Origin of the sequence: Cryobacterium sp. GrIS_2_6 (assembly GCF_035984545.1) — a bacterium.
Taxonomy (GTDB): Bacteria; Actinomycetota; Actinomycetes; order Actinomycetales; family Microbacteriaceae; genus Cryobacterium.
In genome coordinates this window covers 901,827-925,757 of sequence record NZ_JAXCHP010000001.1, presented here as the reverse complement: position 1 = coordinate 925,757, position 23,931 = coordinate 901,827, and the positions used below count along the sequence as shown (strand labels likewise).

The following is a 23,931-nucleotide window of genomic DNA, read 5'->3' as shown; positions in this document are numbered from 1 at the left end:
TGGTGTCGAATACCAGGGCACGGTTTGTAGCCGTGAGGGGTTCGAATCCTCCGACATCCGCGGATACACATAGCCCAAGCAGGTGTCTAGTCGCGGTAGCACGAGACGAAGCGATCCCCAGAGTGTTCCCCGAATCCACCGTGACTGACTGCTGCTCGACGGCGATTCGCGCAAGGCGAGCATTGGCCCCTCGCTGTATCCACCCAATATTTTCCGCGCCCGCCCACCATGAAATCCCCTGAGAGGCTACGACCTCCCCCGCAGACACTGTGTTTCGTGAGCGGGTGAGCGAGTCCTGGCCTATGCCGTGAAGGCGACTGGAAAACGGGGCGGGCGCGGAAAGCACCTACCGAAAGGCGCGACATGGGCAAGCCGAAGCGCGACCTTACCAAGTCCTACGCTCGACAGGCCAAGGCCCGCAAGCTGCCCCCGGTGACACCCCCGCATCCGTGCATTCACTGTGGCAGCCTTCCAGCGCCGTGGTGCTGGCCCGGTGTCTGGCTGTGTGACGACTGCGCCGGCTAAAGGCACCCCTTGCACGCCTCGTCTACTCCACGGGGCGTTCACCTTTCCGTCATCCCGCGTCAACACCGTCCATAGCGGTGAAGGCAGCCCTGAGGTCGTGTTCCTGTTCACGACTGGTTGACCTGCGCGGGATGACGGAAGTTCTTCGAGAGGGCGAACATGCGGCGGCTCAAATGGCTGTTCACGGCGTTCGTCACGCGCAAATACTGGATCTGGGATTTCGAGTCTTACCCCGAGGCGCATCGGTACCCGAACCGGGACAAGATGCAGCACGAAGCGATCGACTGCTGGTGCGGTCCTGCGTCGTCCGTGCACAACGACGGAGACGGCGACTGCTGGCACGTGCTTCATTGCTCACTCGACGGCAGAGAAGCCAGGGAGCGCGCATGAACCCGTTCCAGTGCCAGTACTGCAACCGCGTCTGGCCCACGATCACACTCGCCACCCTGTGCACGCACAAGGTCAAGCCATGACCGGCCGCGAAGACGACACCGAAGAAGCCTACGCAACCCAGTTCGACGCCGAGCACACGGTAGACGAAAAGTGACACCGATCGAGAGGCCCACCATGGCACTGCTGACCATCGCTGACCTCGACCAGTTCAAAGCCTCCCCCGTCGACCCCACGTACCCTGCGGACACGCGCACGTTCTACTCGCCCATCGATGACGTCCATGGGGCACTCAAGGCCGTCATCGCGTCCGCGCAGCACAGCCTTATCATTTCGATGTTCGGCTGGGACGATGACGAACTCGCCGAGATCATCGCGCACATCATCGACAACCCCGCCATCTTCGTGCAGATCACCCTCGACAAGTCCCAGGCCGGCGGGGTGCACGAGAAGGCTCTGCTGACCAAGTTCAAGCACGAGATGGACTCGAACTCCGTCGCCATCGGCACGTCTGAGCACGGGGCTATCGTTCACCGGAAAATGGTGATCATCGACGGCGTGTGGCGCATCGGCGGATCCACCAACTGGTCCGCCTCGGGCGAGACCCTTCAAGACAACGAAATGACTGTTCACCGAAACGCGGTCATCTGCGCTGAGGCCCGCCCCGTGCTCGACATCTCGCACAACAAGGCGCTCAAAGATATGGCTAAAAGGCTGGCCGTCCGTGTCTGAGCTCGCCGGCCAGATCGGCCTCGTCCGCACGCGCGGCCCGCTTGGCTGGCTGATCCGTGCCGTCACCCGCTCCCCCGTGAACCATGTCGTGGTCGCCGTGGACGAGGTGCTGTGCATTGGCGCCGAGAAGTCCGGGGCCCGCATCCGCCCGATGACACATTTTGGGCACATCGACTGGTCGTCGTTCGCACTCACGGACTCGGAGCGTTCCGGGATCGTCGCATGGTGTGAAGGCATCGAGGGCAGCCCGTACTCGTGGATTGACGACGTGGCGATCGGCCTTGAGCAGATCATGCACGAGCGCACCCCGCGCTGGCTACTCCGCCGGCTATCGGCCACAAAGACACTGCAGTGCGCCGCCCTGGCTGATGCCGCCTACGTGTATGGCGCCGGCATTCAGGTCTTCGAGGACCGCCGTTACTTCGGGTGCGTGTTCCCCGGATCCTACGTGGCCGTTTTCAAGGCGAAGGGCTGGCTGTGATGGTTGAACCTTCCGCCGCGATGCGCTCACACGCCGCTGAAACGTTCCGGATGTTCGTCGCCTACATGCAGGCGGGTTTTCTCGAGGAGCAGGCGCTCGCCCTCGTCATGCAGCACATCAAGCTAAGGACTGACCAGTGACACTCGCAGACATTGAGGCTGAGCACGGCTTCACCTTCGGCGGCAAGGGCGAATCTTCGGGTTCACCGGCCGTCGCCGCCGTCGTGTGCGGGAAGCCCGGCTGTGCGAACCTCGGACATCACGTGCAGGTGCACGCTGATACTCCGCAGCCCGTCCACTGTGGCTCGTGCGGGGGTATCCTCCTCTGCCAGCACACCACGGAGCCTGTTACGCGCTTAGAGGGCACTGTGCAGGCTCCCATCCGGGTCACCGTCGACGTGTGCACGGTGTGCGGGCTCGAAACGAACCCTTCACGGGTGGAACTACCCGCGGTCGACGTCGCAGGTTTGCCCGCTGCAGCGTTCGCCGCTCACATCGGCTGAGGCTGCTCTTTGGTGGCTAACCACTTCTTGTAGGCCTTGTGAACGCCGTTATCGGTCATGCCGAGGATGGCTGCGATCTCGCGCCACGTAACGCCAGACGATCGAGCTGCTTCGATGCGTTGGGCGCGGTCGGCCTCGAAATCGTATGAGGCGAGCGCCTTGAGGTCGTCTACGGCATCATCACGAGTCATCCACACAGTGTACCCGAGTACACAGTGTACTGGAATTGGGTAAACCCAGTCATGTATCCGCCCTCATACGGCATGCCCGACATCCTGGCCAAAACAACAACGGAGCGCACACCATGAACCCCTGGGAAATCGTCAGCTGGATCGGCGCTATCTGCACCGGTGTCATTATCATCACGCTCACTGTCGGCCTCGCGGTCGCCGTCGCTGTCGCCCCGTTCAAGACCGAGAAGACCGCAGCCCCCTCCACGGTCAACATCTTCAAGGGCCACGGCGGCGCCCAGTGACCCCGAACCTGAACGACGACCGGCCCCGTCAGCACGCCACACACTGCCGGGCACTGGCCAACCCGCCCAGCCGTGACCACCTCAGCGGCCCGAAGCTATTCAGGCTCGACGACCTCCGCGAATGCGAACACGGCCGCATCCAAATCGTCGCCAAGACCAACGGCCGCATGCAATGCCCCGGCACATGGGCGTGGGAAGACCTCCCCAAGCTGTTCAACCGCCGCGAATGGAACCGGGCAAGGGACCTCCTCGCGTTCGTACCCGAGCCGACATCTGCACCCACCGCAGTCGCGCCAGCTTCGGACAGCGCAGCGGCAAAGCGGCCTCGCCCCGTCGGAACACCAATCTCCAAAGGTTCGCAGCCCCGCACGAGTAACGCTGGCCCGCAGAACCCGCCACCCTCGCCCGGATCCGGATCTGCGCAGGCAAGCTGCCCACCCCGCGACCTCAACGCCGCATACTTCAGCCCGAGAGGGAAGGCCACCCAGTGAAGACCAGTCACGCACGCGCGATCCGCGCCGGTATCGAAGACGCCCGGGCAGGGTACTGGGACAACAGGGAGGGCTCGCTCCTCCTGAGCTTCACCGAGTACCAGCCCCGCCTGTACAGCGCAGCGTGGGAGCGCACATCCCGCAAGCCTCCGCACGCGACGCCCGTCAAGCCACCATGGCTCACGGACAACACTTCGCGCACCAACGCACACACCAACGCCCCCGAGACACTCTCCACCTGCACCCGCTGCGTCCTAGCGATCATCGGTGGCAGCACGTTGACGTATGACCAGCTACTCGCAGCACACACGGACGCGATACACGGCGCCCATGAGTGACCAACGAGCACAGACGATCACAGCCACCTGCCACCACTGCGGAACACAGGTCGACGTCCGAAGCGTGTGGGACACCACAGAGATAGACCAACACCTGGCCGAAGCGCACCCGAGCACCCGATAAGGGCGAAGGAGACCAATGAGCTACGTCGCCCCGTTCCACGCCAAGATGCACATCTCAGACCCAACAATCATGTTGCAGGCCGAAGCCGAAAGCTGGGCACACGATCAGCTCCAGCGCGAAATGGTCACATACGCCGACACTCACGGCCTCTGCGACTTCGACCCCGAAGCGGTCCAATACTCTGCACGCGAAGACACCGCGACCCTCGAGCGCACCATCACCGCCACATGGCACCCCGAAGACGCCAAGCCCATCGAAATCGAAGGCGGCGCCCACGACGGCATGCTCGTCAAATCACACAACGGGATGGCACACATCATGCTCCCCGTGGTCGTAGTCCCGCAGCTCTTCATGAGCGACGGCCCCGTGACAGTCATACCCGCCAGTGCAGCACGCTACAAGCTCGCAGGCATCAACCCACAAACCAACCGGTGGGTGTACATCCCCGAATGAACGCACACACGACCCGGACGCCTGAGCCTCACCCTTTGGTGAATGTATACCCAGTAGGGAGATTCGATGCCTCGGGCTTACGTCGTCAAGCAGATGTGCACGGCACAGAAGAAAGATGGCGGCGGCCCGTGTGGGCACTCGGCGATTGCTGGGGGGATGGTGTGTCGCTTTCATGGCGGTGCTGCCCCTCAGGTTCGGTCGAGTGCGATGGTGCGCGCGCAGCTGTCGAAGTGGGCTTTGGGTGAGGCTGTGGACGATCCGGGCGAGGTCCTGCTGCGCCTGGTCACTCAGTCGCGGATGCGCGTGGATGCGTACAGTGCCGAGTTGGAGAAGCTGGTCGCTGAGTCCCCCACGCTGCGTGATGCGCTGGTCGGTGATGCGATGGGCGAGTTCGGCAAGGTCGGCGAGTACATTCGCGGTCTTGCACAGTTGGAGTCTTTGGAGCGTGACCGTCTGGCCACCTTCGCGAGTAAGGCGGTGCAGGCGGGTCTTGGTGAACGTCAGGTGCGTCTCGCTGAACGTCAAGGCGAGCTTATGGCCATGGTGTTGACGACGGTCCTCGACTCGGCCCAGCTGGGGTTGAGTGCGGCGCAGAAGTCGCTGATGCCGGGGCTGATGCGGGAGACTCTGGTCCTGGCTGCTGCCGGGGAGTTGAATGCCCGATAAAATGGGGGCATGAACATTTTCAGGTGAGCATTTACCCTGTGGATAACTTCGGTGAAAAAGTGACCGATAAACAGTATTATGTCAGTTTCGGCCTTTTTCCTGTGGATAACCCCGGATTTCAGCCCGGCTAAACCCACCCATTCCCAAGCACTTTCCCCCACCTGATTCGCCCGCCTCACGCCCCGCCCAGTCGACGACACGCCGAACAGGACAGACAACAGGCAACCCCGGGCCGGCCACACCTCGACACGGCCGCCCGCCACGACCTCGCCACCCCAGCGAGCACGCGGCAGAGCACCCACGACCGCACCCGGCAGCCACACAATCACCCCGGCACGCCACCACGGCCACACACGAGCCACAGTGACGCACCGCCGCGACGGACGCACCCGCCGAACATCCAACGCCCCACACAGACGCACAAGGCCGCACACAGACACGACTACGCCGGCCGGTTCAAACTTCCGTCAGTTTTCAGCGCACCCCCCAAAGAGGTGACGGCCAATCCGCAATACCCCCCACACCCATTTCCCCGGTTTTTTCGACTCCAAACCGTTTTCTCCCGGTCTGGTTGGGCTGGTGTGGCGTCCCCCGGGGTTGTGGGTCGATCTGGCGGGGTTTCCGGTCTGGTTGGTCCTGCTCCCCCATAAATATTTTCTTGCCCGTTGGGCAGTCAGGAGGGCTTCCTGATGTCGGGTTTTTCCTCGCTTGATCTGGCTGCGTTTGATGCGGCGTTGGCCCGGTTTGCCCCTCCGGTTGTTCGGTGGGAGACGCCGGGTGATTTGGCTCGGGCGATCGATGTGAAGACGGTGCAGACGGAGGCGCTGTCGGTCATCGATGAGGCGCTGGTGAAGGTGCTGAATACTCCTGATGGCCGCCTGATCGTGTCCCTGCCCCCTCAGGAGGGCAAAAGCCAGAGGGTCACGAAGACGGGCGTGCTGTGGGCGCTGTTGCAGAACCCGGATCTTCGGGTGGGCATCGCTTCGTATTCGCAGACCTTGGCTGAGGGTTTCGGGCGTGAGATTCGCAACTGGATCGCGAACAATAACGGTGACGAGGGTGAGCTGGATCTGGGTTTGCGGATTGCCCCGGACAATGGTGCGGCCAAGCGTTGGCAGTTGAATGGTCACCGCGGCGGCGTCGTCTGTGTGGGTATCGGTTCCGGTTTGACGGGTCGCCCGCTGGATCTGCTGGTCATTGATGACCCGGTGGCTGATGCTGCGCAGGCTGATTCGGAGTATTACCGGAATCAGGCGTGGGATTGGTGGCAGTCGGTCGGTTCGACACGTCTGGCCCCTGGTGCCCCGGTGATTGTCATTCTGACGCGTTGGCATGAGGATGACCTGGCCGGCCGTCTGTTGGCTGCTGATGACGGTCACCTGTGGACTGTGGTGAACATTCCCGCGCTCGCTGATCACAAGCCTGAGCTGGGCGAGACGGATCTGTTGGGCCGGAAGCCGGGCGAGTGGTTGACGTCTGCCCGGGGTCGCACGGTGGAGCAGTGGCAGGCCATTCAGGTGCGTGCGGGCTCTCGAGTGTTCAACTCCCTGTATCAGGGCCGCCCGTCACCGGATACCGGCAACGTGTGGCAGCGACAGTGGTGGCAGCGTTTCACGGAGCCGATGTGGGCGAACGTGAACGGTGTCTGCCGTATGGAGTGCGACGAAATGCTCATGTCTTGGGACATGACGTTCAAGGACACGAAGGGCTCCGACTTTGTGGTCGGGCAGGTGTGGGCACGGAAGGGCGCCGACGTCTTCCTCGTCGATCAGGTACACCGCCGGATGTCATTCACGCAGACCATTGCCGCGTTCGAACGGCTGGTGCTGAAGTGGCCGCAGGCGACCGCCAAGCTCGTCGAGGACAAGGCGAACGGTTCCGCTGTCATCGACACGTTGAAATCAAAAATTGGCGGGATCGTCCCGATCACCCCGAAAGAGTCCAAGTATTCCCGCGCGAACGCTGTGGCCCCGTTCATCGAGGCGGGCAACGTGCACGTGTGGGCGGGCCAGTGGGGTGACGAGTTCGTGGACGAGTGCGCTTCCTTCCCGAACGGCGCGCACGACGACCAGGTGGACGGCGCGTCTCAGGCCTTATACCGGATGTTCATTCAGGGCACCGGGGCGGGTGTGGTGTTCCTGTCGGCGTGGAAGCAACAGGCCGCTGACCGTGCCATCGAAGTTCCCTCTATCGCGCGCAACTGGCGCGAAATCGCTAATGATCTGAAAGCCCGGAGGTAACGCATGGGTATCTTCGAACGGCTTGCAAAGTCCTTTGGTTTCGGCGTCCCGGCTGCGATCGATCAGGCCATGACCGATCAGGGCATGACGGGTTCCACGATGATGGGCCCGGGTCGCCCGGCTGTCCCGTCGACGGGGTACTCGCAGGTGCCGCGGGCGATGGACTTCCCGGTTGGGGTGAACCTTGCGGTTCGGTCCCGGCAGGCGTGGGGCCGCACCTCGTACGATACTCTGCGCGAGATGGTCAACTCCTACGACGTTTCTCGTATGTGCATTAACCATAAAATCGATGAGATCCGGTCGATGGGCCTCCTGTTTCAGGCGGCCACCGGCGTGACCTCGGATGTGAAGGATGCCATCGAGGCGGCGCGCGCGGTGCTGGCTTTCCCGGACCGGGAGCACCCGTACGACGAGTGGCTGTCGATCTGGATGGAAAACCAGCTGCGCTACGACGCCGGGGTGCTTTACCGCCGCCGGAACATGGCCGGGCAGATCATCGGCCTGGAAATTCTCGACGGTTCGACGGTGTTCCCGAGCATCGACGCGCACGGCCGCCGCCCTCATGCCCCCGCCCCTGCCTACTACCAGGTGATCAAGGGCCAGTCGTGGTCGTCGTACACGGCCGAGGATCTCATTTACGCCCGGTTCCGCCCGCAGGGGGATTCCCCGTTCGGTTTGGCGCCGCTCGAGTCGATCATGCTGACCGCGAACACGGACATGCGTTTCCAGTGGCACCTGTTGCAGATGTTCACGGACGGGTCTGTCCCGGCCGGGTTCATGGAGCTGCCCCCGGATATTTCGTCGCCGGATCAGGTGGCGGAATGGCAGGACTACTACGACGCTGTGGTGCAGGGCGATCAGGCCAAGCTGCACCAGCTCGTCGCAGTGCCGGCCGGTTTCAAGATTTCGGAGACCCGGCCCAAGGGTTTCGACCCGCTGTTCCCTGACTACCTCGTGACGCGTGTCGCCGCGGCGTATGGCGTGGTCCCGCAGGATCTCGGTCTTCTGAAAGACGTGAACCGGGCCAACGGTGAGACGCAGGTCGACATCCAGTTCCGCGTGAACACCCTGCCGTGGGTGCGGTTCGTGGAGCAGATCCTGAACCGTTACCTGCAGCACGACCTCGGCCTGCCCGTGCGCGTGTCTCTGGACACCGGCCGGGACAAAGAGGACCGTCTCATGGAGGCGCAGGCGTGGGAGGTGTACGTCAAGACTGGCGCGGCGTCCATGGACGAGATGCGTCAGGAGCTCCTGGGCTTGCCGGTGGATAACGAGCGCCCGATCCCTCGCGGCATCATCACCGCTCGCACCGGGTTCGTCCCGTTGACGTCGATCCTGGCCATTTCTGGCACGATCGACGGACAGACGGGCGCGCCGAGCGACGCGCAACCGTTGGGGTTGGACGCGTTCGCGGGCGCCGGCGGGATCCTGCCGGACAAGCTGCCAGGCGGGACCGATTTCAAACGGGCCCCGACGAACCCGGACGAACCCGCGTTCCCGGACCTTGAGCACATCATCCCCGGGTCCGATGTCGTGAATGGCATGCCCACGGTGGGCGGTGCGATCACGAAGGCCGAGACGGCCGGGGTCACCGCTGCAACCGGGCTGACGGGTTCCTCTTTGGAGGGGCCGGTGAAGATGAAGGATGCCACGGACGCTTTGCAGGCTGAGCTGGTGAAATTCCGCTCGTTCACGAAGACACGGGTGAAGGCGGGCAAGTGGCGAGATTTCCAGTTCGAGGTCGCCCCGCCGGACATTGCGGAGATGCTGAACAAGAAGGGACGTGAGAGCGTCCCTTTTTTAGTGCCCGCCGCGATTGAGAAGTCGTGGCGCGATTCTTCGGACAAAGTGCCCCAGCATGCATTCGATCTGCGCCTGACCGACCACTACACGCCGCTTGTGGCAACCGCAATGCGGGCGCTGCTGGCGTCGATGGACGTGGCCGGTGTGATCGGTTCGCTTTCGGGCGCACTGGTCAAGGATGCGGCCAGCGATGCGATGTTCGCACGGGCCCGGCAGATGTTGGGCGCGAACGCGGACAGTTCGCAGATCGAGTCGGTGCTTCGGCAGCTTCTCGCGGACGGGTATCTGACGGGTGCTCATGGTGCGGCGCAGCAGTTGGGCGCGCATGCGGTGAGTGTGGCCGGGATGACCGGTCAGGCCGTTGCTGACGTCAATTGGGACGCCTGGGTGCCCGGTGATGCGCAGGCTGCCTCACTGGTCGCTGACGGCGGCCTGAGGGCGCTGCTGGATAGTGCTGGGATCACAGTCAAGGGCATCGAAGACACGGTGCTCGATCAGGTCGGGAACCGGATCAGCTCAGGGCTTGACTCTGGCTGGTCGTCAGAGAAGATCGCGGGCACCATCAGCGACCTGATCGGCTCGGATTCCCGGGCTCAACTGATCGCTCACACGGAGATCGCCCGCGCGCAAACCCTCGGCTCCCTCGACTCCTACTCCGCCAGCGGGGTCGGTTCCTGGGATCTGATCCTCTCCGACGACGCGTGCTCCGAGTGTGTCGACGTGGCGGCCGCCAACCCGCACCCGGTCACGGACACGGACAATTCCCCGCCTGTGCACCCGCGCTGCTTACCTGCCGCGACGGGCCTGGTTGTGCCCGCTGATATAAGTCATCGGTTCGCCCTTGAGGTGGCCTCGTCGGTCGGATTTGGCGATGGCGGTCGTGCGACCGCATCCGCAGTGGCAGATTCCGTAGGGCACGGTAGCTGGCTCGGTCTCGGGTCGGTCACTGAACGGCACTATGTCGGGGATTTCATCGACATTGTGACGGAACTCGGCCAGAAACTGACCATTACCCCGAATCACCCGGTAGCGACGGTTGATGGATGGGTCCCGGCCGGCGACCTCCGTGAAGGCGATTACGTGCTCAGCCGTGGCGCTGTCGACCCTGTACTTGAAGGCGGACCAGATGTAGAGAACATCGAAGCCACTATCAAGGAGGTAGCGGATGCGCTCCCCGTGAGATTTGGACCGATGCCAAGCGCCGCCGAGGACTTCCACGGCGACGGTTCCGAGGGCCACGTCTACGTTGTACGGTCCGCAGGCGAGCTGCCTCGTGAAGGCAACCTCGCGCGTGACAAGTCCGGCGACGAGGGCGTCCTCATAAACGCTCACGTTGGGCAAGTAGATCGCGTTGCGTCTAGCTCTCTCGGCCTTGATGCTATCGCTTTGAGTGCTGCCCCGGACGGCCTCATGAGCAGCGGTCGTGAGGGACAGCCTGCCCTCGACGCCCAAACGGGACATGCGAACAAGCATGGCGGAACTCCTATCTCGGGGCTGGATGTTGGCCTCGATGAGATGCCGACGGATCACGCGGCGGTCGACGCCGAAGGATACTGCGAGAGCCTTCTCGCTAGTTCCCCCGAGGTATTCGCGAACAAGGTATTGAGTGTCAAGAGATATTTTGCTCATACCCAAGTGTACAACTGCAACACCACGCACGGGTGGTATTTGGCAAATGGAATTGTGGTTCACAACTGTCGGTGTGCGGCCTCCCCGGTGGTCGAGTCAATCAACGGGTCCAACATTCGCACCATCGACGCAACCGAGTAAGGACTGACATGGCCAAGGAACTCCGGATCGTGCTCGGCGTCGCATATCAGGCGGGTCCGGATCCGCGCATCAAGAAGGGCGCGGATGGCTCCCGGGACTATTTCACCGCTGACGAGTTGGAGAAGGCCGCCGCCACGTTCCTCCGTGACGGCGGCCGGCAGATCGGCATCGAGCACATGGACGGGACGATCGGTCATGCCGAGGTGTGCGAGTCGTACACGTGGCCGTCCGATGACCCGTTCGTCATCGACGGCGAAGTGGTCGCCTCCAAGGGTGACTGGCTGATCAAGGCGCTCCTCGACGAGGTGTCGTGGGAGCTCGTCAAGTCAGGAAAACTAACCGGCTTCAGCCCACAGGGCTCTGCCACTCGCAAGCGAAGGGCATAACCCATGCACACTCTCATCGACGATGAACTCACCGAAGTGATCGACGCGAAGATTCCCCGCGTCGACCTCGTATCCAAAGCGGCGAACGGCCTCGACTTCATCTTCATGAAGTCCGACAGCACACCCAATCTTCTCCCCGCAGACGCGGTGCGGGAACTTCTCAAACAAGCCCAGGAGGGCGAAGACATGACTGAACCCGTGATCAAGGCTGACGAGGAAGTCCTCGAGGCTCCCACCGCAACCGCAGAAGGTGACGTGAACGAGCCCGGTTCCCCCGCATGGGAGGCCGTGGACGCTGCCACCGCATGGGAGCAGCTCGCTGTTCTCACGGGTGTGAAGCGCGCCCTCGACCTGCTCTCGCAGCGGGAGGCCGAAGAGGTCTTCGCTGGCGCCGAGGCTTGCGACGACAACTCGTGGGATCTGCAGACGGCGTGCGAGCTCGTGGATCAGGCCATCGACCTGATCGCCCCGTATGCGGTCGGCGAGCAGGCGGAGTCGGAGCAGCCGGTGGCGAAGTCCGCTGAGGATGCCCGCGCGGTCCTGTCGGCGTTCGTGAAGGCTGGCCGTGCGCTGTCCTCGGCCAACGAGTCTGCCCTGCGCGGTGCGGCCGCGGCGATCCAGAACGTCCTTGCGAGCCTGCCGCCCGTCGCCGAACCGGTCATGAAGGCCAAGGGTGACCCGCAGGTGCTCGTCTACGATGCGAGCGGGCGCGTGCTCGGCTCCGTCGACGCGGCCAATCTGACCACGTTCGCCCCGGAGGCTCCCGCGGAGGATTCCCCCGCCGAGGAGGCTGCTGAGACCCCCGCCGAGGAAGCTGCCGAACCCGATGCGACCTCCGACGAGGGTGCGGAAGACCTCACCTCCGGCACCGAAGACGTGCCAGCCGTACCTGACGCGGCCGAGCCCACCCCCGAGGTGGCCCCCGCTGAGGCTGTCATCCCCGGCACCAAAACTGTCCAGTCGCCTGTGGTGACGGACCCCGAAAACGTCACGAAGGCACTCCATAACGAGTTCACCCTCGCGCTCACAGAAGCTCTCGCCCCGTTCGCGAAGCAGGCCGCAGAAAATGCGGACCTGGTGGACTTGGTGAAGAGCTTGCAGGAGCGCGTCGAGCACCTCGGCAAGATGCCTGACGATCGCAAGAGCCCACTGCTGAACGGGAGCACCGGTACCGCCGGAATGCCTGCCCGCGACGCTTCCACTGACGAGTTCGCGGATCTCCGCAAGGCCGTCGAGGATGCACCGCCCGCGCAGAAGGTGGCGGCGCAGCAGGCCCTCACATACGCGGAGCTTCGGAGCCGTTTCGTCTAGCTCCAACTGAACCACACCCCCTAAAACCCTCTTCGACAAGCCCTCCACCGCGGGGGTTTTTTGTCGTGCCCATTTTGAAAGGCATCATCGTGAATCTCGATTCCGTTTCCCGCGACACTCTCGTGCAGCTGTACAAGGCGCAGTCCTCCGGGGTGACCACCGCGACCGGCCTCACCGGCGTGGACCTCACCGGCTGGATCAGCCAGATCCCCGTCAACACGCCGTTCCTCGACTCCCTGGCGCGCTCCACGCCCGAGGTCGCCGGTCCCGCGGCCCTGTGGCGCGTGCTGACCAACGTCAACAACCTGCAGTCCGACCCCGGAACCGCGTTCGACGCGCCGGCCCCGATGGCCATCCTGAACATGATCAACGCGTCCAGCCAGTACGCGAAGCTCGGTTACGGCTACACCGTCACCCAGGACGCCATCGACCTCGCCAAGGGCTTCGCGGACGCGCGCACCATCGCCGTCATCAACGCGATGAACCAGTGGAAGATCGGTTCGGACAAGAAGCTGCTCGGCGGCCAGAACTTCGCCCTGCCGACTCCCGCCGTGCCCACCACGGCCACCGCGGCCACGGGCGGAACCGTCGCAGCGGCCACGTACCTGATCAAGGTCGCGGCGCGCACCGGCTCGAACTACTCCTACGGCGGATCCACCATCGCCTCCGCGCAGGGTTCGCAGATCACGACCGGCGCAACCTCGACGCTGACCGCAACCGTGGCCAGCATCCCCGGCGCTGTCGCCTATGACTGGTTCGTCGGCGGTTTCTACATCACCACGACCACCGTCAACACGGTCACGTTCCTGACGACCCCGGCCGGTTCCAACCAGCCCGTCCCGAACCTCCCCGGCATCTACGGTGTCGCGCCGACCTCTGTCCCCGTCGCTGATTCCTCGGCCAAGGCGACGGACTTCAACGGCCTGCTCGCCACCCTCGCGGGTGACTACGTGACCGGTGGTGCAACGGGCCTCGTCACCCGCGGCTCCGGCATCAACTCGGGTGCCGGGTTCACCAGCCTCGGCGGTTCCACATTCACCAGCTCGGGCCAGTCCATCAACGAGCTCGACGCGCTCAACACACGCATCTTCAACACGGTGCAGCTCTCCCCGACCCGCTACCTCGTGTCCGCGCAGGAATCGAACAGCATCAGCAAGCTGCTCCTCGCCAACGGTGCCGCGAACACGTTCTTCACCCCGGGCGCCGAAGGACGCACGGACGTGACCGGTGGCGGCTACGTCACGCACTACGTGAACAAGGCTGCCGGCGGTGTCCCGGTCCGGATCGAGGTTCACCCGAACCTCACCCCCGGAACCCTCATCGCCGTCAGCGACACGGTGCCGTTCCCGAACTCGAACATCAGCAACGTGCTCGAGGTCCGCTCGCTGCACGACGTCGCCGACTACGAGTACGCGACCAACCGTGGCACGGGCGTCGGCGGCGGCCCCCGCTTCGACGGTGAAGTCTTCTCCACCTCGACGCTCATCAACCGGGCTCCTGTCGCCTGCGCGGTCGTGCAGGACATCGCCGCTAACTAGCGGCCTCCGGTGCCGCCGTGACCTTCGGGCCGCGGCGGCACCACCCCACTACCCCCGGCGCCCTCTGGTGTCTGCCTCCCATCGGGGGGTGTCGGGTTTCACCTCAACACTTTGGAGTGCGCAATGGTTGTCACCCCCGCCTCGGCGCTGTACGTCCCCACGTACGCCTCCCGGTCGCCCTATCTGACCCCGGCCGAATATCTGGCCTCCCCCACGGGCGTGAACGTCTCCCAGCTCGTTGTGGGCGGCACCCCGCAGCAGAACGCGGACGCCCTCTCCCAGACCATCGCCCGCGCATCTTCGCTTGCTGACGACTACTGCTACCAGATTCTCGGCGCGACCTTGGACACGCAGGCGGGCCGGTACCGGGTGAGCAACGAGGGCACCCTCAAGGTTCCCCTCGCCTTCACCCCTGTCATTCAGGTCACGAACGTGTCTGTCGGCCCGCAGCCGAGCATGATGGCCTCCCTGCCGGACCTGTCCAACGTGTGGGTTGGCCGCAAGGTCACCGAGATCCCCATTCTGGCCATGTCGTTCCCGATGCCCGGCGCAACGTCGCGCACCGCCTCCGGGTACCTGTACGCCGCGGTCACCTACGTCAACGGGTACGCGAACAGCGTCCTCACGGCGGCCACGAACGGCGGGGCAACGACAATCCTGGTCGACTCCACTCTCGGCGTCCTGCCGGGCATGCAACTGACCATCCATGAACCGGGTGTGAGCGAGCGTGTCAACGTGCTCTCCGTGACCGGCAACACTGCCACACTGGCCGCCCCTCTCGTCAACCTGCACTCTGCGGGCGCGAACGTGTCCGCCCTCCCCGAGGCGATCAAGCAGGCTGTCGTGCTCCTCACCTCGGCGCTGATCAAAACCCGCGGGTCGGAGGCGCTCGTCATGAGCTCCATGCGCGGCCAACCCGCCAAGACAGCCAAGGTCGAGGATGGCGGCCTCGAAGAGATCGACCTCGCCGTCGAATGGCTGTCCCGTCACCGGAGGACGCAGTGAGCGACGGGGCGGTCCGGGTCGCCCTCCGGAACTTCTTCCAAACCCCGGCAATCGTGGGCATGCCGAAGGTGTATTTGGACCAGCCGACCATCATCCAAGGCGCGAACTGGAATGTTCAAGTCAATCTTGGCTGGGGTGCGGTCGGGTTCGTGCACCTGGACACGTCGCACGAATCCCGGGTGACTTTGGGCGCTGCGATCGGCGGCTCCAAACAGGTCAACCACACCGTGGGGCTCGTCGTCCAGTATCAGTTCCTCGTCCCTGCCGCCTACCCGGACGGCACTGACGAGGACGCCTGGGTGACACCGTTCGACTCCATCATCGACGCGATCAAGACGCGGATCCGCTCGGACCCGACGATGGGAAATTCGGCGGTGATCTTCCAGGGCGGTCAGGACCAGAACGACATTCGGGTCACCCGCGATCTTCCCCAGGATGATGTCGGCCGGGTCGTCGTCTTCGCCGTCGTCGAGTTCGACGTGACCGAGATTCTTCAAGCCTGATGGGGCGCGCACGTGCAACATCCACCCGGCACGGCCGGACCGGCAAGAAGGTTCGGAAGCGCCGCCCGGTTCGCCGCTCCACCCGTGTCATCCGTGTCAAGCGCGGCCAGAAGGCCCGCCATACCGGCAAGAAGGCGACGACCGGCCGTCTTCGCCTGGGCCACACCGCCCGCGTCTCAACAGCCCTGAAGGCGCGCGCCGCCAAACGCCACAAGTAACTCTCACTCAACCCCGTTAGGAGCCCCCGTGGCCCGATACAAATTTGTCCACGATTTCGCCGAAGTCTTCGCCCACCTCGTACACGGCCCCGATGCTCTCGTGCACCGCGACGGCGACGACGCGGAAGGCTCCACCGTCGTCCTGAATCCGGGCGACGAGATCACCCTCACTGAACCTCTCGAACACGCGCACCTGGTGCCGGTCGAAGAGCCCACCAAGCCCACCAAGGCTCCCAAGTCGACCGAATCGAAGGAATAACACATGCCCGCATCGACGTTTGCCCCGGCGAATCTGCAGTGGATGGGCCTCGCAAAAGAGACCACCCGCGGCGTCGCCATGGCCGCCCCCACATTCTGGGTCCCGGTCGACTCGCCCACATGGGTTCCGACCCGCCCCCCGATCGTCGACGGCGCCCTCCGCGGTTCCATGGCCGGTGAGTACGAGCAGCAGCAGGGCCAGGGCCACGACACCATCGCCTACAAGACGTACTTCTACCTCGACTCGGTGTACCCGCACCTGCTCGCCGTCCTCGGTAACCCGGACACCATCGGCGGTGCCGGCCCGTACACGCACAAGACGGCCCTATACAACGGTTCTGGCGGGGACGCGGCCCAGCCGCCGTCCTACACCGTCTTCTACAACGACGGCGCGGGCAAGGTCCTCGCCATGCCCGGCGCCATCCCGTCGACGGTGAAGATCACCATCAAGCCTGAGGGCCTCGCCGAGCTCAACGTCACGTGGGTGGGTCTTCCGGCCACGGCGATCACCCCGCCCGCCAACACTCCGACGACGGCCAAGCCGATGCCGGGCTGGAATACCATCATCACCCTCGGCGGAACCGCCCTCTCGACCTTCTCCGAGGTTGACGTCGAGTACAAGCGTGCCACCGAGATCATCCCGGCGGTCACGGGCACGCAGACACCGTTCGCGATCTTCGGCGGCCCGGTCACCGTGGCCGGTTCCATCACGGCGATCTACCAAGGGTACACCGCTGACACGAACCTCCAGGATTACCTCACCAACACCCAGCCGACCCTGCTCGTGAAGGTCGCCCCGGCCGGCGACGCGGTGAATTCGATCCTGTTCCAGCACTCGAAGGTCACCTACGACGTCGCGGCCCCATCCGGCACGAACAAGTGGATGGAAGTGAAGGCGACCACAAAGATGCTTGCCAACGCCACGGACGCTCTCGGCGGCGGATTCTCTCCCGCCCAGGTGATCCTCACCTCCGCACAGTCCACCGCCTACTAACCCACCTATCGGAGGCAATCATGGCAGCACAGAAAGATGATCTATACCGGACTCGCATCCCTGGCGGGTCCGCGTCGTTTTACAAGCTCAAGGAGCTTTCGAACCGTCGCGAGGAGGAGCTGGCTGTGGCCGGGACCCCGGCCGAGGGTGCGATTCGGAAGATTCAATCGGCCCGCTCGGTGACCGCGGACGGGTTCGAGCCGGCCGAGTCGGCTGCGCTTACCGGGGCGGACGTGCACCTCACCCGTGAGGAGGCCCGCGACATCCTGTATCTGAACAACACGGTTGCGTGGGTGCTGCTGAAGTCGTGGACGCTCAAGCGTGACGGCAAGCCGATCCCTCTCCCGCAGTCCGTCGATGATCTTCTGGACCTGCCGAAGGACACGAAGAAGGCGATCGCGGACCACGCGCAGAAGATCTTCGCGGCCGAGCGTGTCGTCGCCGAAGATTCCTTCCAGATCGACCCGGGCATCGAGGAGCCGGACTCCCCTACTGGGGCCTCCGACACCTAGAGTCTGCGCTTCGGGATGGGGGCGCAATGCCCCTGTCCCTGCGTGCGTCGAGGGCGAACAACGAATATCTGTTTCGCAAACTCATCCCGATGACTCACGACGAATACATGGACGAACCGGGCGACGTCATCGAGTGGACGCTGCGAATCGACCAGCTGTACAAGGCGGAAGAAGCACGGCACAACTCGTGATTTGAGGGTGATTCTGTGGGCTGGTTGGGGATCTCCGAATTCGAGTCCGCGCTGAAGAAGGTTGCGGCTCAGGCTGACGACGCCTCGAAAATCATTGTCGCTAAGTCCGCGGCGGTCGTGGTCAAAGAGGCCATGAGCAACTTCGAGGGCACCCGTAAACGGATCATGGGCCCGCGGGCCGAGAAATACGGGCATCTCGTCGCGGACCGTCACGTGGGCGGCGATAAGCCGAATGTCATCTCGGGCGACCTGCGCCGCTCGATCAAGGCGGACCCGATCACCCGGTTCGGTTTCACCGAGTACGGCACCAAGGTCGCCCCGCGGATGGCTTACGGCCGTCGTGTCGAGCTGGGTCTGAACGGGTCCAAGGGCTACCCGTTCTTCGAGCCCGGAGTTCTGAATGCCCGGCCGTTGCTTGCCGCAATTGCACGGGATGCCTGGGCGGAAATCGTCCGCCTCTGATTTTTCACAACTCAAAACTGATCGAGGTGCCCCGTGGAAATGTTTCCCCCGCTGGTTTTGGAGCTGAGGGCAAAGGCTGGGGAGCTCTACAGCGAGCTCGGCAAGGTCAAGGGCGAGGTCTCCAAGATGGAGAAGGAGACTGACGGGTCTTCCTCCAAAATGCAGCACGCTTTCCAGACGACGGCAGTTGCTGGCAAGGCGATCACGTTCGGCGTCGTCGCCGCTGGCGGGGCAATCGCCGGTTTCAGCCTGGAGGCTGGGGCTGCCGCCGAAGTCGTGGACGCGAAGCTGAAAACGGCTGTCCAGAACGCGGGCGGTTCCATGGAGGAGCTAGAACCGAAGGTTGCCGGGCTCGACTCGACGATGCGCGGTTACGGGTTCACCAACGACCAGACGAACACCGCCCTCGCGACCCTCACTATGTCTTTGAAGGACCCGGAGAAGGCCATGTCCGTCATGGGTGTGGCCGCGGACCTCGCCAAGGCGAAGAACATGGACTTGAACGCCGCAGCGCTCCTCGTTGCGAAGGGCATGGAGGGGCAGACGAAGCCCCTGAAAGCTCTCGGCATCGACATGCCCATTTATGCGGGCAACGCGCAAGCGGTCCGTCTCGCGCAGGATGCTCTCGCGAAGGCGCAAGACAACGTGAACGCGATCCTCGCGAAGACCCCGGGCGCGGCCGACTCGGCATCGAAGGCTCACGGCGCGTACGAGAAAGCTGTCGCCGCCAGCCAGCTCGCACAGGAGAAACTCACCGAGAAGCAGGGCGCCGGCGACGAGATCCTCAAGACCCTCTCCGACAGGGTGAAGGGTTCCGCGGACGCGTTCGGCGATACTTTCGCGGGCAAGCTCGCGCAGGCCAAGGCTGGCGTAGAGGCCATGGGCGAGAAGCTCGGCGGCATGCTCATCCCCATCGTGGAGAAGGTCATCACGGTCGGGTCTCAATGGGCCGACTATCTCGACCAGAACAGGCCGCTGCTATACACGATCGCGGGAATCATCGGCGGCGTCCTCGTGATCGCCATCGGCGCGTACACAGTGTCCATGATCGCCGCGGCCGTAGCGACAATCGCCGCAACATGGCCGATCCTGCTCATCATTGTGGGCATCGGATTGCTGGTCGCCGCGATCCTCTGGCTCGTCGCGAACTGGGATCAGGTGACGTCATTTCTGCAAACCACTTGGCAGGCTGTCGCCGGATTCTTCGTATCTGTCGGTGACGGTATCGCGTCGTGGTGGAACGGATTATGGTCCGGGATCGGCCAATTCGCGTCGGACACATGGAACGGACTCGTCGGATTCGCCCACGATTCCTTCAATAACCTGTGGCTGGGCCTGCGCATCATCGGCGACGGGATCTCGTCCTGGTGGTCTGGATTGTGGCGGGGTTTCGGCGGCATGGTCGGCGACGGCTTCAACGGTGTCGTCGGCTTCGTCAAGGGAATCTTCAACAACGTTATTGACGTCGTGAACGGGCTCCTCGGGCCGATCAACGGCATCTTGTCGGCCGGGTCGGTGATCGGCATCCACCTGGCCCTCCCGACCCTGCCGCACTTTGATATCGGCACCGACCGGGTGCCTGGCGCGGATGGCACTCCGGTGCCTGCTGTCATCCACGGCGGCGAGGCGGTCCTGTCCACGGACATGCTCGCCGGTCGGAAGGCCATGCCCTCCCGGGTCACGGCTGCGGTGAACGCACAGCAGGGCCAGCAGGGCGCAACAGCAGCCCCGGCCACTCGCTCACAAACGGTGCAGGTGTTTGCGCAAACCAACGCGGACCCGCACCGGATCGGGGCTGAGGTCGGCTGGGTCCTCCGCGGCCTCGGATGAACAACACGAAACGGCGGAGGTAGCCCATGCCATACTCTGGCGCAACGCTTTACCCCGGGGTCACCACGTATCCCGGCAGCACTCTCGTGGCCGCGTTCCAGGGGTCCTTCAACGGGCTCCTGTTCGGTCCAGGCACGGACGTGCAGTTCACGAAGATCGACGGATTGCGCGCCCTGCCCGCACTGCGGTCCGGTGACGTTGTAGTTCCGCGCCGGGACGGCTCGTATCCCGGCGTGAACCTGCTGGGCTCACGGATCTTTGTTGTCGACCTGATGGTGACCGTCACCTCGCAGCCGTTCGAAACAGTCCTGTCGGGTGTGGCGAACGCCTTGCAGAACATCTCGGACCCGGCGAAGCAGCTGCAACTGCAGTTCCTCGCCCCGGGGTGGGCCGGACCGCGGCAGATCACGTGTCGCCCTACGAAAGCGGCCCTGCCGATCGACTTGGACTATTCCTTTCACAAGGCTGTCATCCCGGTCGAGTTCACCGCGGCCGATCCGCTCCTGTATGACACGGTGCTCCAAACCGCGTCCGCCGGACTGCCGTCGCCGACGGCCGGAATCACGTTTCCGCTGACGTTTCCGGCATCGTTCGGAGCGTCCACAGGTGGTTCCATGCAGGTCAACAATGCGGGGAACTACGCGACCGCCCCCGTCTTCACCATCACCGGCCCGTGCACGAACCCGAGCCTCACGAACTCATCAACGGGCCAGTTCATGAAGCTGAACCTGACCCTGGCAGCCTCCGACTCGGTGGTCATTGACATGGGCACGCGGAGCATCATGCTCAACGGCACGGCTACACGGTTCAACGCTGTGGCAACCGGGTCCAACTGGTTCACGCTGCCGCCCGGGTCATCCACGATCCGTGTGGCCTCAGCGGATAGCGCACAAGTCGCTGCCCGGTTCAGTATCGGTTTCCGCTCGGCTTGGGGGTTTGCCTGATGGTCGAAACGTTCCGGGTGTTCGCGTACGACTTGAACACGAACACAAGACTGACTGAGCTTTCCGTGCAGAATCTGTCCTTTGATACCCGGCTCAACGATTCCGGTTCGATCGGGTTCGAGATCAATTTGCAGAACCCTGACAGCGCCCTCTCGGCCGGCCCGATCCTCAGCTACGACGGCATCCCCTTCGCCGTGTATGTGGACCGGAATGGCACCATCGTGTGGGGTGGGATCGTCTGGACAGGCGCGTTCGCGCGATCGAGTGGGATGCTTCCCGTCACGGGCAAGGAGTTCGGCTCCCATTTCAACCAGCGTGTGATCGCCGCCGACTATTCCGCGATCACCTACCCGGCGGGGATTGACCCGGCGCAACTGGTGTTCAAGGCGTACACGGACGCGCAGAACGTGGCCCTGTGCGGGCCCGGAGCATCCATCGGACTGACCGTGGTCGGGGGCACGTCGACGATCCCGCCGTTCATCCCGGGGTACCCGGTCACGCAGCACACGACGGTCTCGCAGGTTGCTGCCGACATGGCCTCCGTTTCCGCCCCCGGCGCGGGGTCGGTGGACACGACCATCACCTGCTACTGGGATGCCAACGGCAACCCGCAGCGTGTTCTAAGAATCTGGTCGCCGCGCGCCGGCCGGACGGCAGCGTTCACCGGGCTCGCCTTCGACATGACCTCGTGCCTGGACTACACGTGGCCGACGGACGCCACGAAAATGGGCACGACCATCATTGCGACGGGCTCAGGGACCGGGGCAGCCACCCCCACGGCAACGGTCTACTCTGCCGCCCCAGTCGGTGGCCTCGGCCAGGCACCCCGCCTCGATCAGGTCATCTCGTTCAGCAACGTGGAATCCGTGGCGCAGGTGACTGCGATGGCGAACGGGTACGCGCTCCTCAACGGCCTCCCTGTCGCCACACCCACCCTCACCCAGCCGACCGCGGCAGAGCCACAGCTGGGATCCTGGCTTGCAGGCGACGACGCCCGGCTCTGGACGCCCGGCGATGGGCGATTCCCGAACGGCAAGGACCAGTTCTGGCGCATCATCCAGTTCTCCACGAAGGTTCCTGACGCGGGCGTTGCCACCGTCACTCTCACCTTCAACCGACCGCCGATCATTTAGGAGCAGCGTGCAGATAGATCTCGGCCCAGCGCACGACTTGGCCAAACGACTGTCCACGATGGAATCCAACATCGCCAAGCTCTCCACCCGCGACGTGTTGCAGAACGCGTCCATCGGAACGGGTGGTCTGACCGTGAACGGCGGCTCGATCAACATCACGGGCGGCGGGGCTCTGACTGTCTCCGGCACGGCTACCTTCTCAGGCTCGCTCACGGTGCCTGCTGGGTCGTTGAACACGGGTGGCGCGATCACCGCGGGCACGTCAGTCACAGCAGGAACATCCCTCAACGGGCAGTCGTTGGCGCTCTCGGGCGGGTCAGGGGCGGTCACGGGTGTTTCTTCCCTGGCTGCGACCGGGGCGCTCAGCGGGGCATCTCTCGCCGCCTCCGGTGCGGTCACGGCCGGGTCGCTCTCCTCCGTGGGCGGGGTCGCGGTCGGCGGCGCGGTCACCGGTGCGACGACCATCGCTGCCTCCGGCGCGGTCAGCGGAACCACGGGAACGTTCAACTCCGGGATCTACTCCACGGACGCCCGCAACTTCACCGTCGTCACCGGGTATGCGTCGAGCTGGATCGACTCGAGCGGGCACCTCGGCATCTCCGCATCGACAGAACGCTTCAAGAAGGACATCGCGCCCTGGGCTGGCATTGACCCCGAAGTTGTGCTCAGCATTCTTCCGATGCAGTACCGGCTGGCGATTCCCGACCGGATCGTCCCCGTCGTCGACGAATCCACCGGCGTGCAGGCCCTCGACCCCGAGACTGGTCTCCCCGTGACACGGATCATCGCAGGATTCGAGGAAGCCGAGACCGACGCACTCCACGTCGGATTCATCGCCGAGCGACTCGTCGAGGCTGGCATTCCGCAGACCGTCGTCTACGACTCGGACGGGCTCCCAGTCTCACTCAACTATTCGGAATGGGTCATTCCGCAGCAGGTAGCCCTCCGTTACCTGCGCGGACTGGTCACGGCCCAGCAGGTCCAAATCGATGCGTTGAGTCTGCGACTGACGAACGCGGGAATCGTTTAGGGCTTGAATGGTGTCGCGCACTCGGGGTGAGCGGGGTCCGGGAGTGTGATGTGGAAGCAGATATCAGGGAAGCAGCTGGTGTCGTTTCCGGCATCCCCGGAGTTTGCTGAGCTTCCTGCTGGGCACTTGACCAGGCCTGAGGGCGCGGCAACCGTTGGGGCGGCGCTCGCGTGCGAGGTTGACGCGACGGGCACAGACGCGGCATGAGCGGCGACAGTGGCCGCCTGGGCATCCGCGGCCGCCTGTGCGGCAGCAGCAGCCTGAGCTGCGGCCTGAGCCGCCGCAGCGTCCGCGGCAGCCTGAGCCGCGGCGGCAGCCTGAGCCGCGGCGGCAGCCTGCTCGTCCGCGAGGACGGCCGCGACCTGCTCCGCGGTCTGCGCCGTGTAGTCGGCCCGCTGGCTCCCCGCGGTGTCCGTCATCGACGGGTTCGCCGGGGCTGTTTCCGCCGTCGCCGTAGACAACGCACCGAAGCCCGCACCCGCCACCACCAACGCGGCCACAACCATCCCGACCTTCGCGGCCCGGCTGAATTTGTTCATCGTTCCCCCTCATCCAATGACGACACCTTACGCCCTGCCGCGCACCCGCGATCAGCAATTTCCGCAAACCCACTATTAGGGAGCCCA

The 23,931-nt window shown here is 64.2% G+C and carries 27 protein-coding genes; 25 read left to right on the top strand and 2 right to left on the bottom strand.

What is annotated here, in order from left to right:
• Positions 1-684: 684 nt before the first annotated feature.
• The 5 genes from RCH22_RS04715 (at position 685) to RCH22_RS04695 (ending at position 2,630) form a co-directional block, all read left to right on the top strand.
• Complete coding sequence (locus RCH22_RS04715) at positions 685-915, top strand: hypothetical protein (RefSeq protein WP_327012947.1); 231 nt, start codon at positions 685-687, stop codon at positions 913-915.
• Between the two features lie 177 nt (positions 916-1,092).
• Entirely contained in the window at positions 1,093-1,647 is a 555-nt protein-coding gene (locus RCH22_RS04710; protein ID WP_327012946.1) for a phospholipase D-like domain-containing protein, read from the top strand.
• Positions 1,640-2,128: a hypothetical protein gene (locus RCH22_RS04705; protein ID WP_327012945.1), complete on the top strand. Its 489-nt coding sequence runs from the start codon at positions 1,640-1,642 to the stop codon at positions 2,126-2,128. Before RCH22_RS04710 ends, RCH22_RS04705 begins: the two co-directional genes overlap by 8 nt.
• Positions 2,128-2,268 carry a hypothetical protein gene (locus RCH22_RS04700; protein ID WP_327012944.1) on the top strand — a complete coding sequence of 47 codons (141 nt, stop codon included), beginning with the start codon at positions 2,128-2,130 and terminating at the stop codon, positions 2,266-2,268. The genes RCH22_RS04705 and RCH22_RS04700 overlap by 1 nt, the downstream gene beginning before the upstream one ends.
• Positions 2,265-2,630, top strand: coding sequence for a hypothetical protein (locus tag RCH22_RS04695; RefSeq protein WP_327012943.1), 366 nt, complete (start codon positions 2,265-2,267; stop codon positions 2,628-2,630). The genes RCH22_RS04700 and RCH22_RS04695 overlap by 4 nt, the downstream gene beginning before the upstream one ends.
• Here RCH22_RS04695 and RCH22_RS04690 read toward each other — a convergent pair.
• Positions 2,618-2,821, bottom strand: a complete 204-nt coding sequence (locus RCH22_RS04690; protein WP_327012942.1) for a hypothetical protein — start codon at positions 2,819-2,821, stop codon at positions 2,618-2,620. The two genes, RCH22_RS04695 and RCH22_RS04690, sit on opposite strands and share 13 nt — an antisense overlap.
• A gap of 113 nt (positions 2,822-2,934) precedes the next feature.
• Here RCH22_RS04690 and RCH22_RS04685 point away from each other — a divergent pair, with 113 nt between their 5' ends.
• From RCH22_RS04685 to RCH22_RS04590, 20 genes are all read left to right on the top strand, one after another.
• Positions 2,935-3,105, top strand: a complete 171-nt coding sequence (locus tag RCH22_RS04685) for a hypothetical protein (protein ID WP_327012941.1) — start codon at positions 2,935-2,937, stop codon at positions 3,103-3,105.
• A 487-nt stretch (positions 3,106-3,592) separates the two neighbouring features.
• Positions 3,593-3,934, top strand: a complete 342-nt coding sequence (locus RCH22_RS04680) for a hypothetical protein (protein WP_327012940.1) — start codon at positions 3,593-3,595, stop codon at positions 3,932-3,934.
• 139 nt (positions 3,935-4,073) lie between these two features.
• The gene (locus tag RCH22_RS04675) at positions 4,074-4,511 is read left to right on the top strand and encodes a hypothetical protein (protein ID WP_327012939.1); all 438 of its coding nucleotides are present in this window, start codon (positions 4,074-4,076) and stop codon (positions 4,509-4,511) included.
• Between the two features lie 207 nt (positions 4,512-4,718).
• Entirely contained in the window at positions 4,719-5,177 is a 459-nt protein-coding gene (locus RCH22_RS04670; RefSeq protein WP_327012938.1) for a hypothetical protein, read from the top strand.
• Between the two features lie 689 nt (positions 5,178-5,866).
• Positions 5,867-7,417, top strand: coding sequence for a phage terminase large subunit (terL, locus tag RCH22_RS04665; RefSeq protein ID WP_327012937.1), 1,551 nt, complete (start codon positions 5,867-5,869; stop codon positions 7,415-7,417).
• A 3-nt stretch (positions 7,418-7,420) separates the two neighbouring features.
• The gene (locus tag RCH22_RS04660; RefSeq protein WP_327012936.1) at positions 7,421-10,990 is read left to right on the top strand and encodes a phage portal protein; all 3,570 of its coding nucleotides are present in this window, start codon (positions 7,421-7,423) and stop codon (positions 10,988-10,990) included.
• An 8-nt stretch (positions 10,991-10,998) separates the two neighbouring features.
• The gene (locus RCH22_RS04655; RefSeq protein WP_327012935.1) at positions 10,999-11,376 is read left to right on the top strand and encodes an XkdF-like putative serine protease domain-containing protein; all 378 of its coding nucleotides are present in this window, start codon (positions 10,999-11,001) and stop codon (positions 11,374-11,376) included.
• A 3-nt stretch (positions 11,377-11,379) separates the two neighbouring features.
• Positions 11,380-12,687: a hypothetical protein gene (locus RCH22_RS04650; protein WP_327012934.1), complete on the top strand. Its 1,308-nt coding sequence runs from the start codon at positions 11,380-11,382 to the stop codon at positions 12,685-12,687.
• Positions 12,688-12,776: 89 nt separating this feature from the next.
• Complete coding sequence (locus tag RCH22_RS04645) at positions 12,777-14,225, top strand: hypothetical protein (RefSeq protein WP_327012933.1); 1,449 nt, start codon at positions 12,777-12,779, stop codon at positions 14,223-14,225.
• A gap of 123 nt (positions 14,226-14,348) precedes the next feature.
• Entirely contained in the window at positions 14,349-15,230 is an 882-nt protein-coding gene (locus RCH22_RS04640; protein WP_327012932.1) for a hypothetical protein, read from the top strand.
• Positions 15,227-15,733: a hypothetical protein gene (locus RCH22_RS04635; RefSeq protein WP_327012931.1), complete on the top strand. Its 507-nt coding sequence runs from the start codon at positions 15,227-15,229 to the stop codon at positions 15,731-15,733. Before RCH22_RS04640 ends, RCH22_RS04635 begins: the two co-directional genes overlap by 4 nt.
• Positions 15,733-15,951, top strand: a complete 219-nt coding sequence (locus tag RCH22_RS04630; RefSeq protein ID WP_327012930.1) for a hypothetical protein — start codon at positions 15,733-15,735, stop codon at positions 15,949-15,951. The genes RCH22_RS04635 and RCH22_RS04630 overlap by 1 nt, the downstream gene beginning before the upstream one ends.
• Positions 15,952-15,979: 28 nt before the next feature.
• Entirely contained in the window at positions 15,980-16,210 is a 231-nt protein-coding gene (locus RCH22_RS04625) for a hypothetical protein (RefSeq protein ID WP_327012929.1), read from the top strand.
• Positions 16,211-16,213: 3 nt separating this feature from the next.
• Positions 16,214-17,203: a phage tail tube protein gene (locus RCH22_RS04620; protein ID WP_327012928.1), complete on the top strand. Its 990-nt coding sequence runs from the start codon at positions 16,214-16,216 to the stop codon at positions 17,201-17,203.
• Between the two features lie 20 nt (positions 17,204-17,223).
• Positions 17,224-17,715 (top strand): hypothetical protein, encoded by a 492-nt coding sequence (locus RCH22_RS04615; protein ID WP_327012927.1) that lies wholly within the window; start codon positions 17,224-17,226, stop codon positions 17,713-17,715.
• 206 nt (positions 17,716-17,921) lie between these two features.
• Positions 17,922-18,368, top strand: coding sequence for a hypothetical protein (locus RCH22_RS04610; protein WP_327012926.1), 447 nt, complete (start codon positions 17,922-17,924; stop codon positions 18,366-18,368).
• Positions 18,369-18,407: 39 nt separating this feature from the next.
• A complete protein-coding gene (locus RCH22_RS04605) occupies positions 18,408-20,198 on the top strand; it encodes a hypothetical protein (protein ID WP_327012925.1) in 1,791 nt (596 codons plus the stop codon).
• Positions 20,199-20,224: 26 nt separating this feature from the next.
• Positions 20,225-21,142 carry a hypothetical protein gene (locus RCH22_RS04600; protein ID WP_327012924.1) on the top strand — a complete coding sequence of 306 codons (918 nt, stop codon included), beginning with the start codon at positions 20,225-20,227 and terminating at the stop codon, positions 21,140-21,142.
• A complete protein-coding gene (locus RCH22_RS04595; RefSeq protein WP_327012923.1) occupies positions 21,142-22,275 on the top strand; it encodes a hypothetical protein in 1,134 nt (377 codons plus the stop codon). Before RCH22_RS04600 ends, RCH22_RS04595 begins: the two co-directional genes overlap by 1 nt.
• Positions 22,276-22,282: 7 nt before the next feature.
• Positions 22,283-23,305 (top strand): hypothetical protein, encoded by a 1,023-nt coding sequence (locus RCH22_RS04590; protein WP_327012922.1) that lies wholly within the window; start codon positions 22,283-22,285, stop codon positions 23,303-23,305.
• On the opposite strand, the gene RCH22_RS04585 is transcribed toward RCH22_RS04590, so the two are convergent.
• Positions 23,302-23,844, bottom strand: a complete 543-nt coding sequence (locus tag RCH22_RS04585) for a hypothetical protein (protein WP_327012921.1) — start codon at positions 23,842-23,844, stop codon at positions 23,302-23,304. The genes RCH22_RS04590 and RCH22_RS04585 overlap by 4 nt on opposite strands.
• Positions 23,845-23,931: the final 87 nt, after the last annotated feature.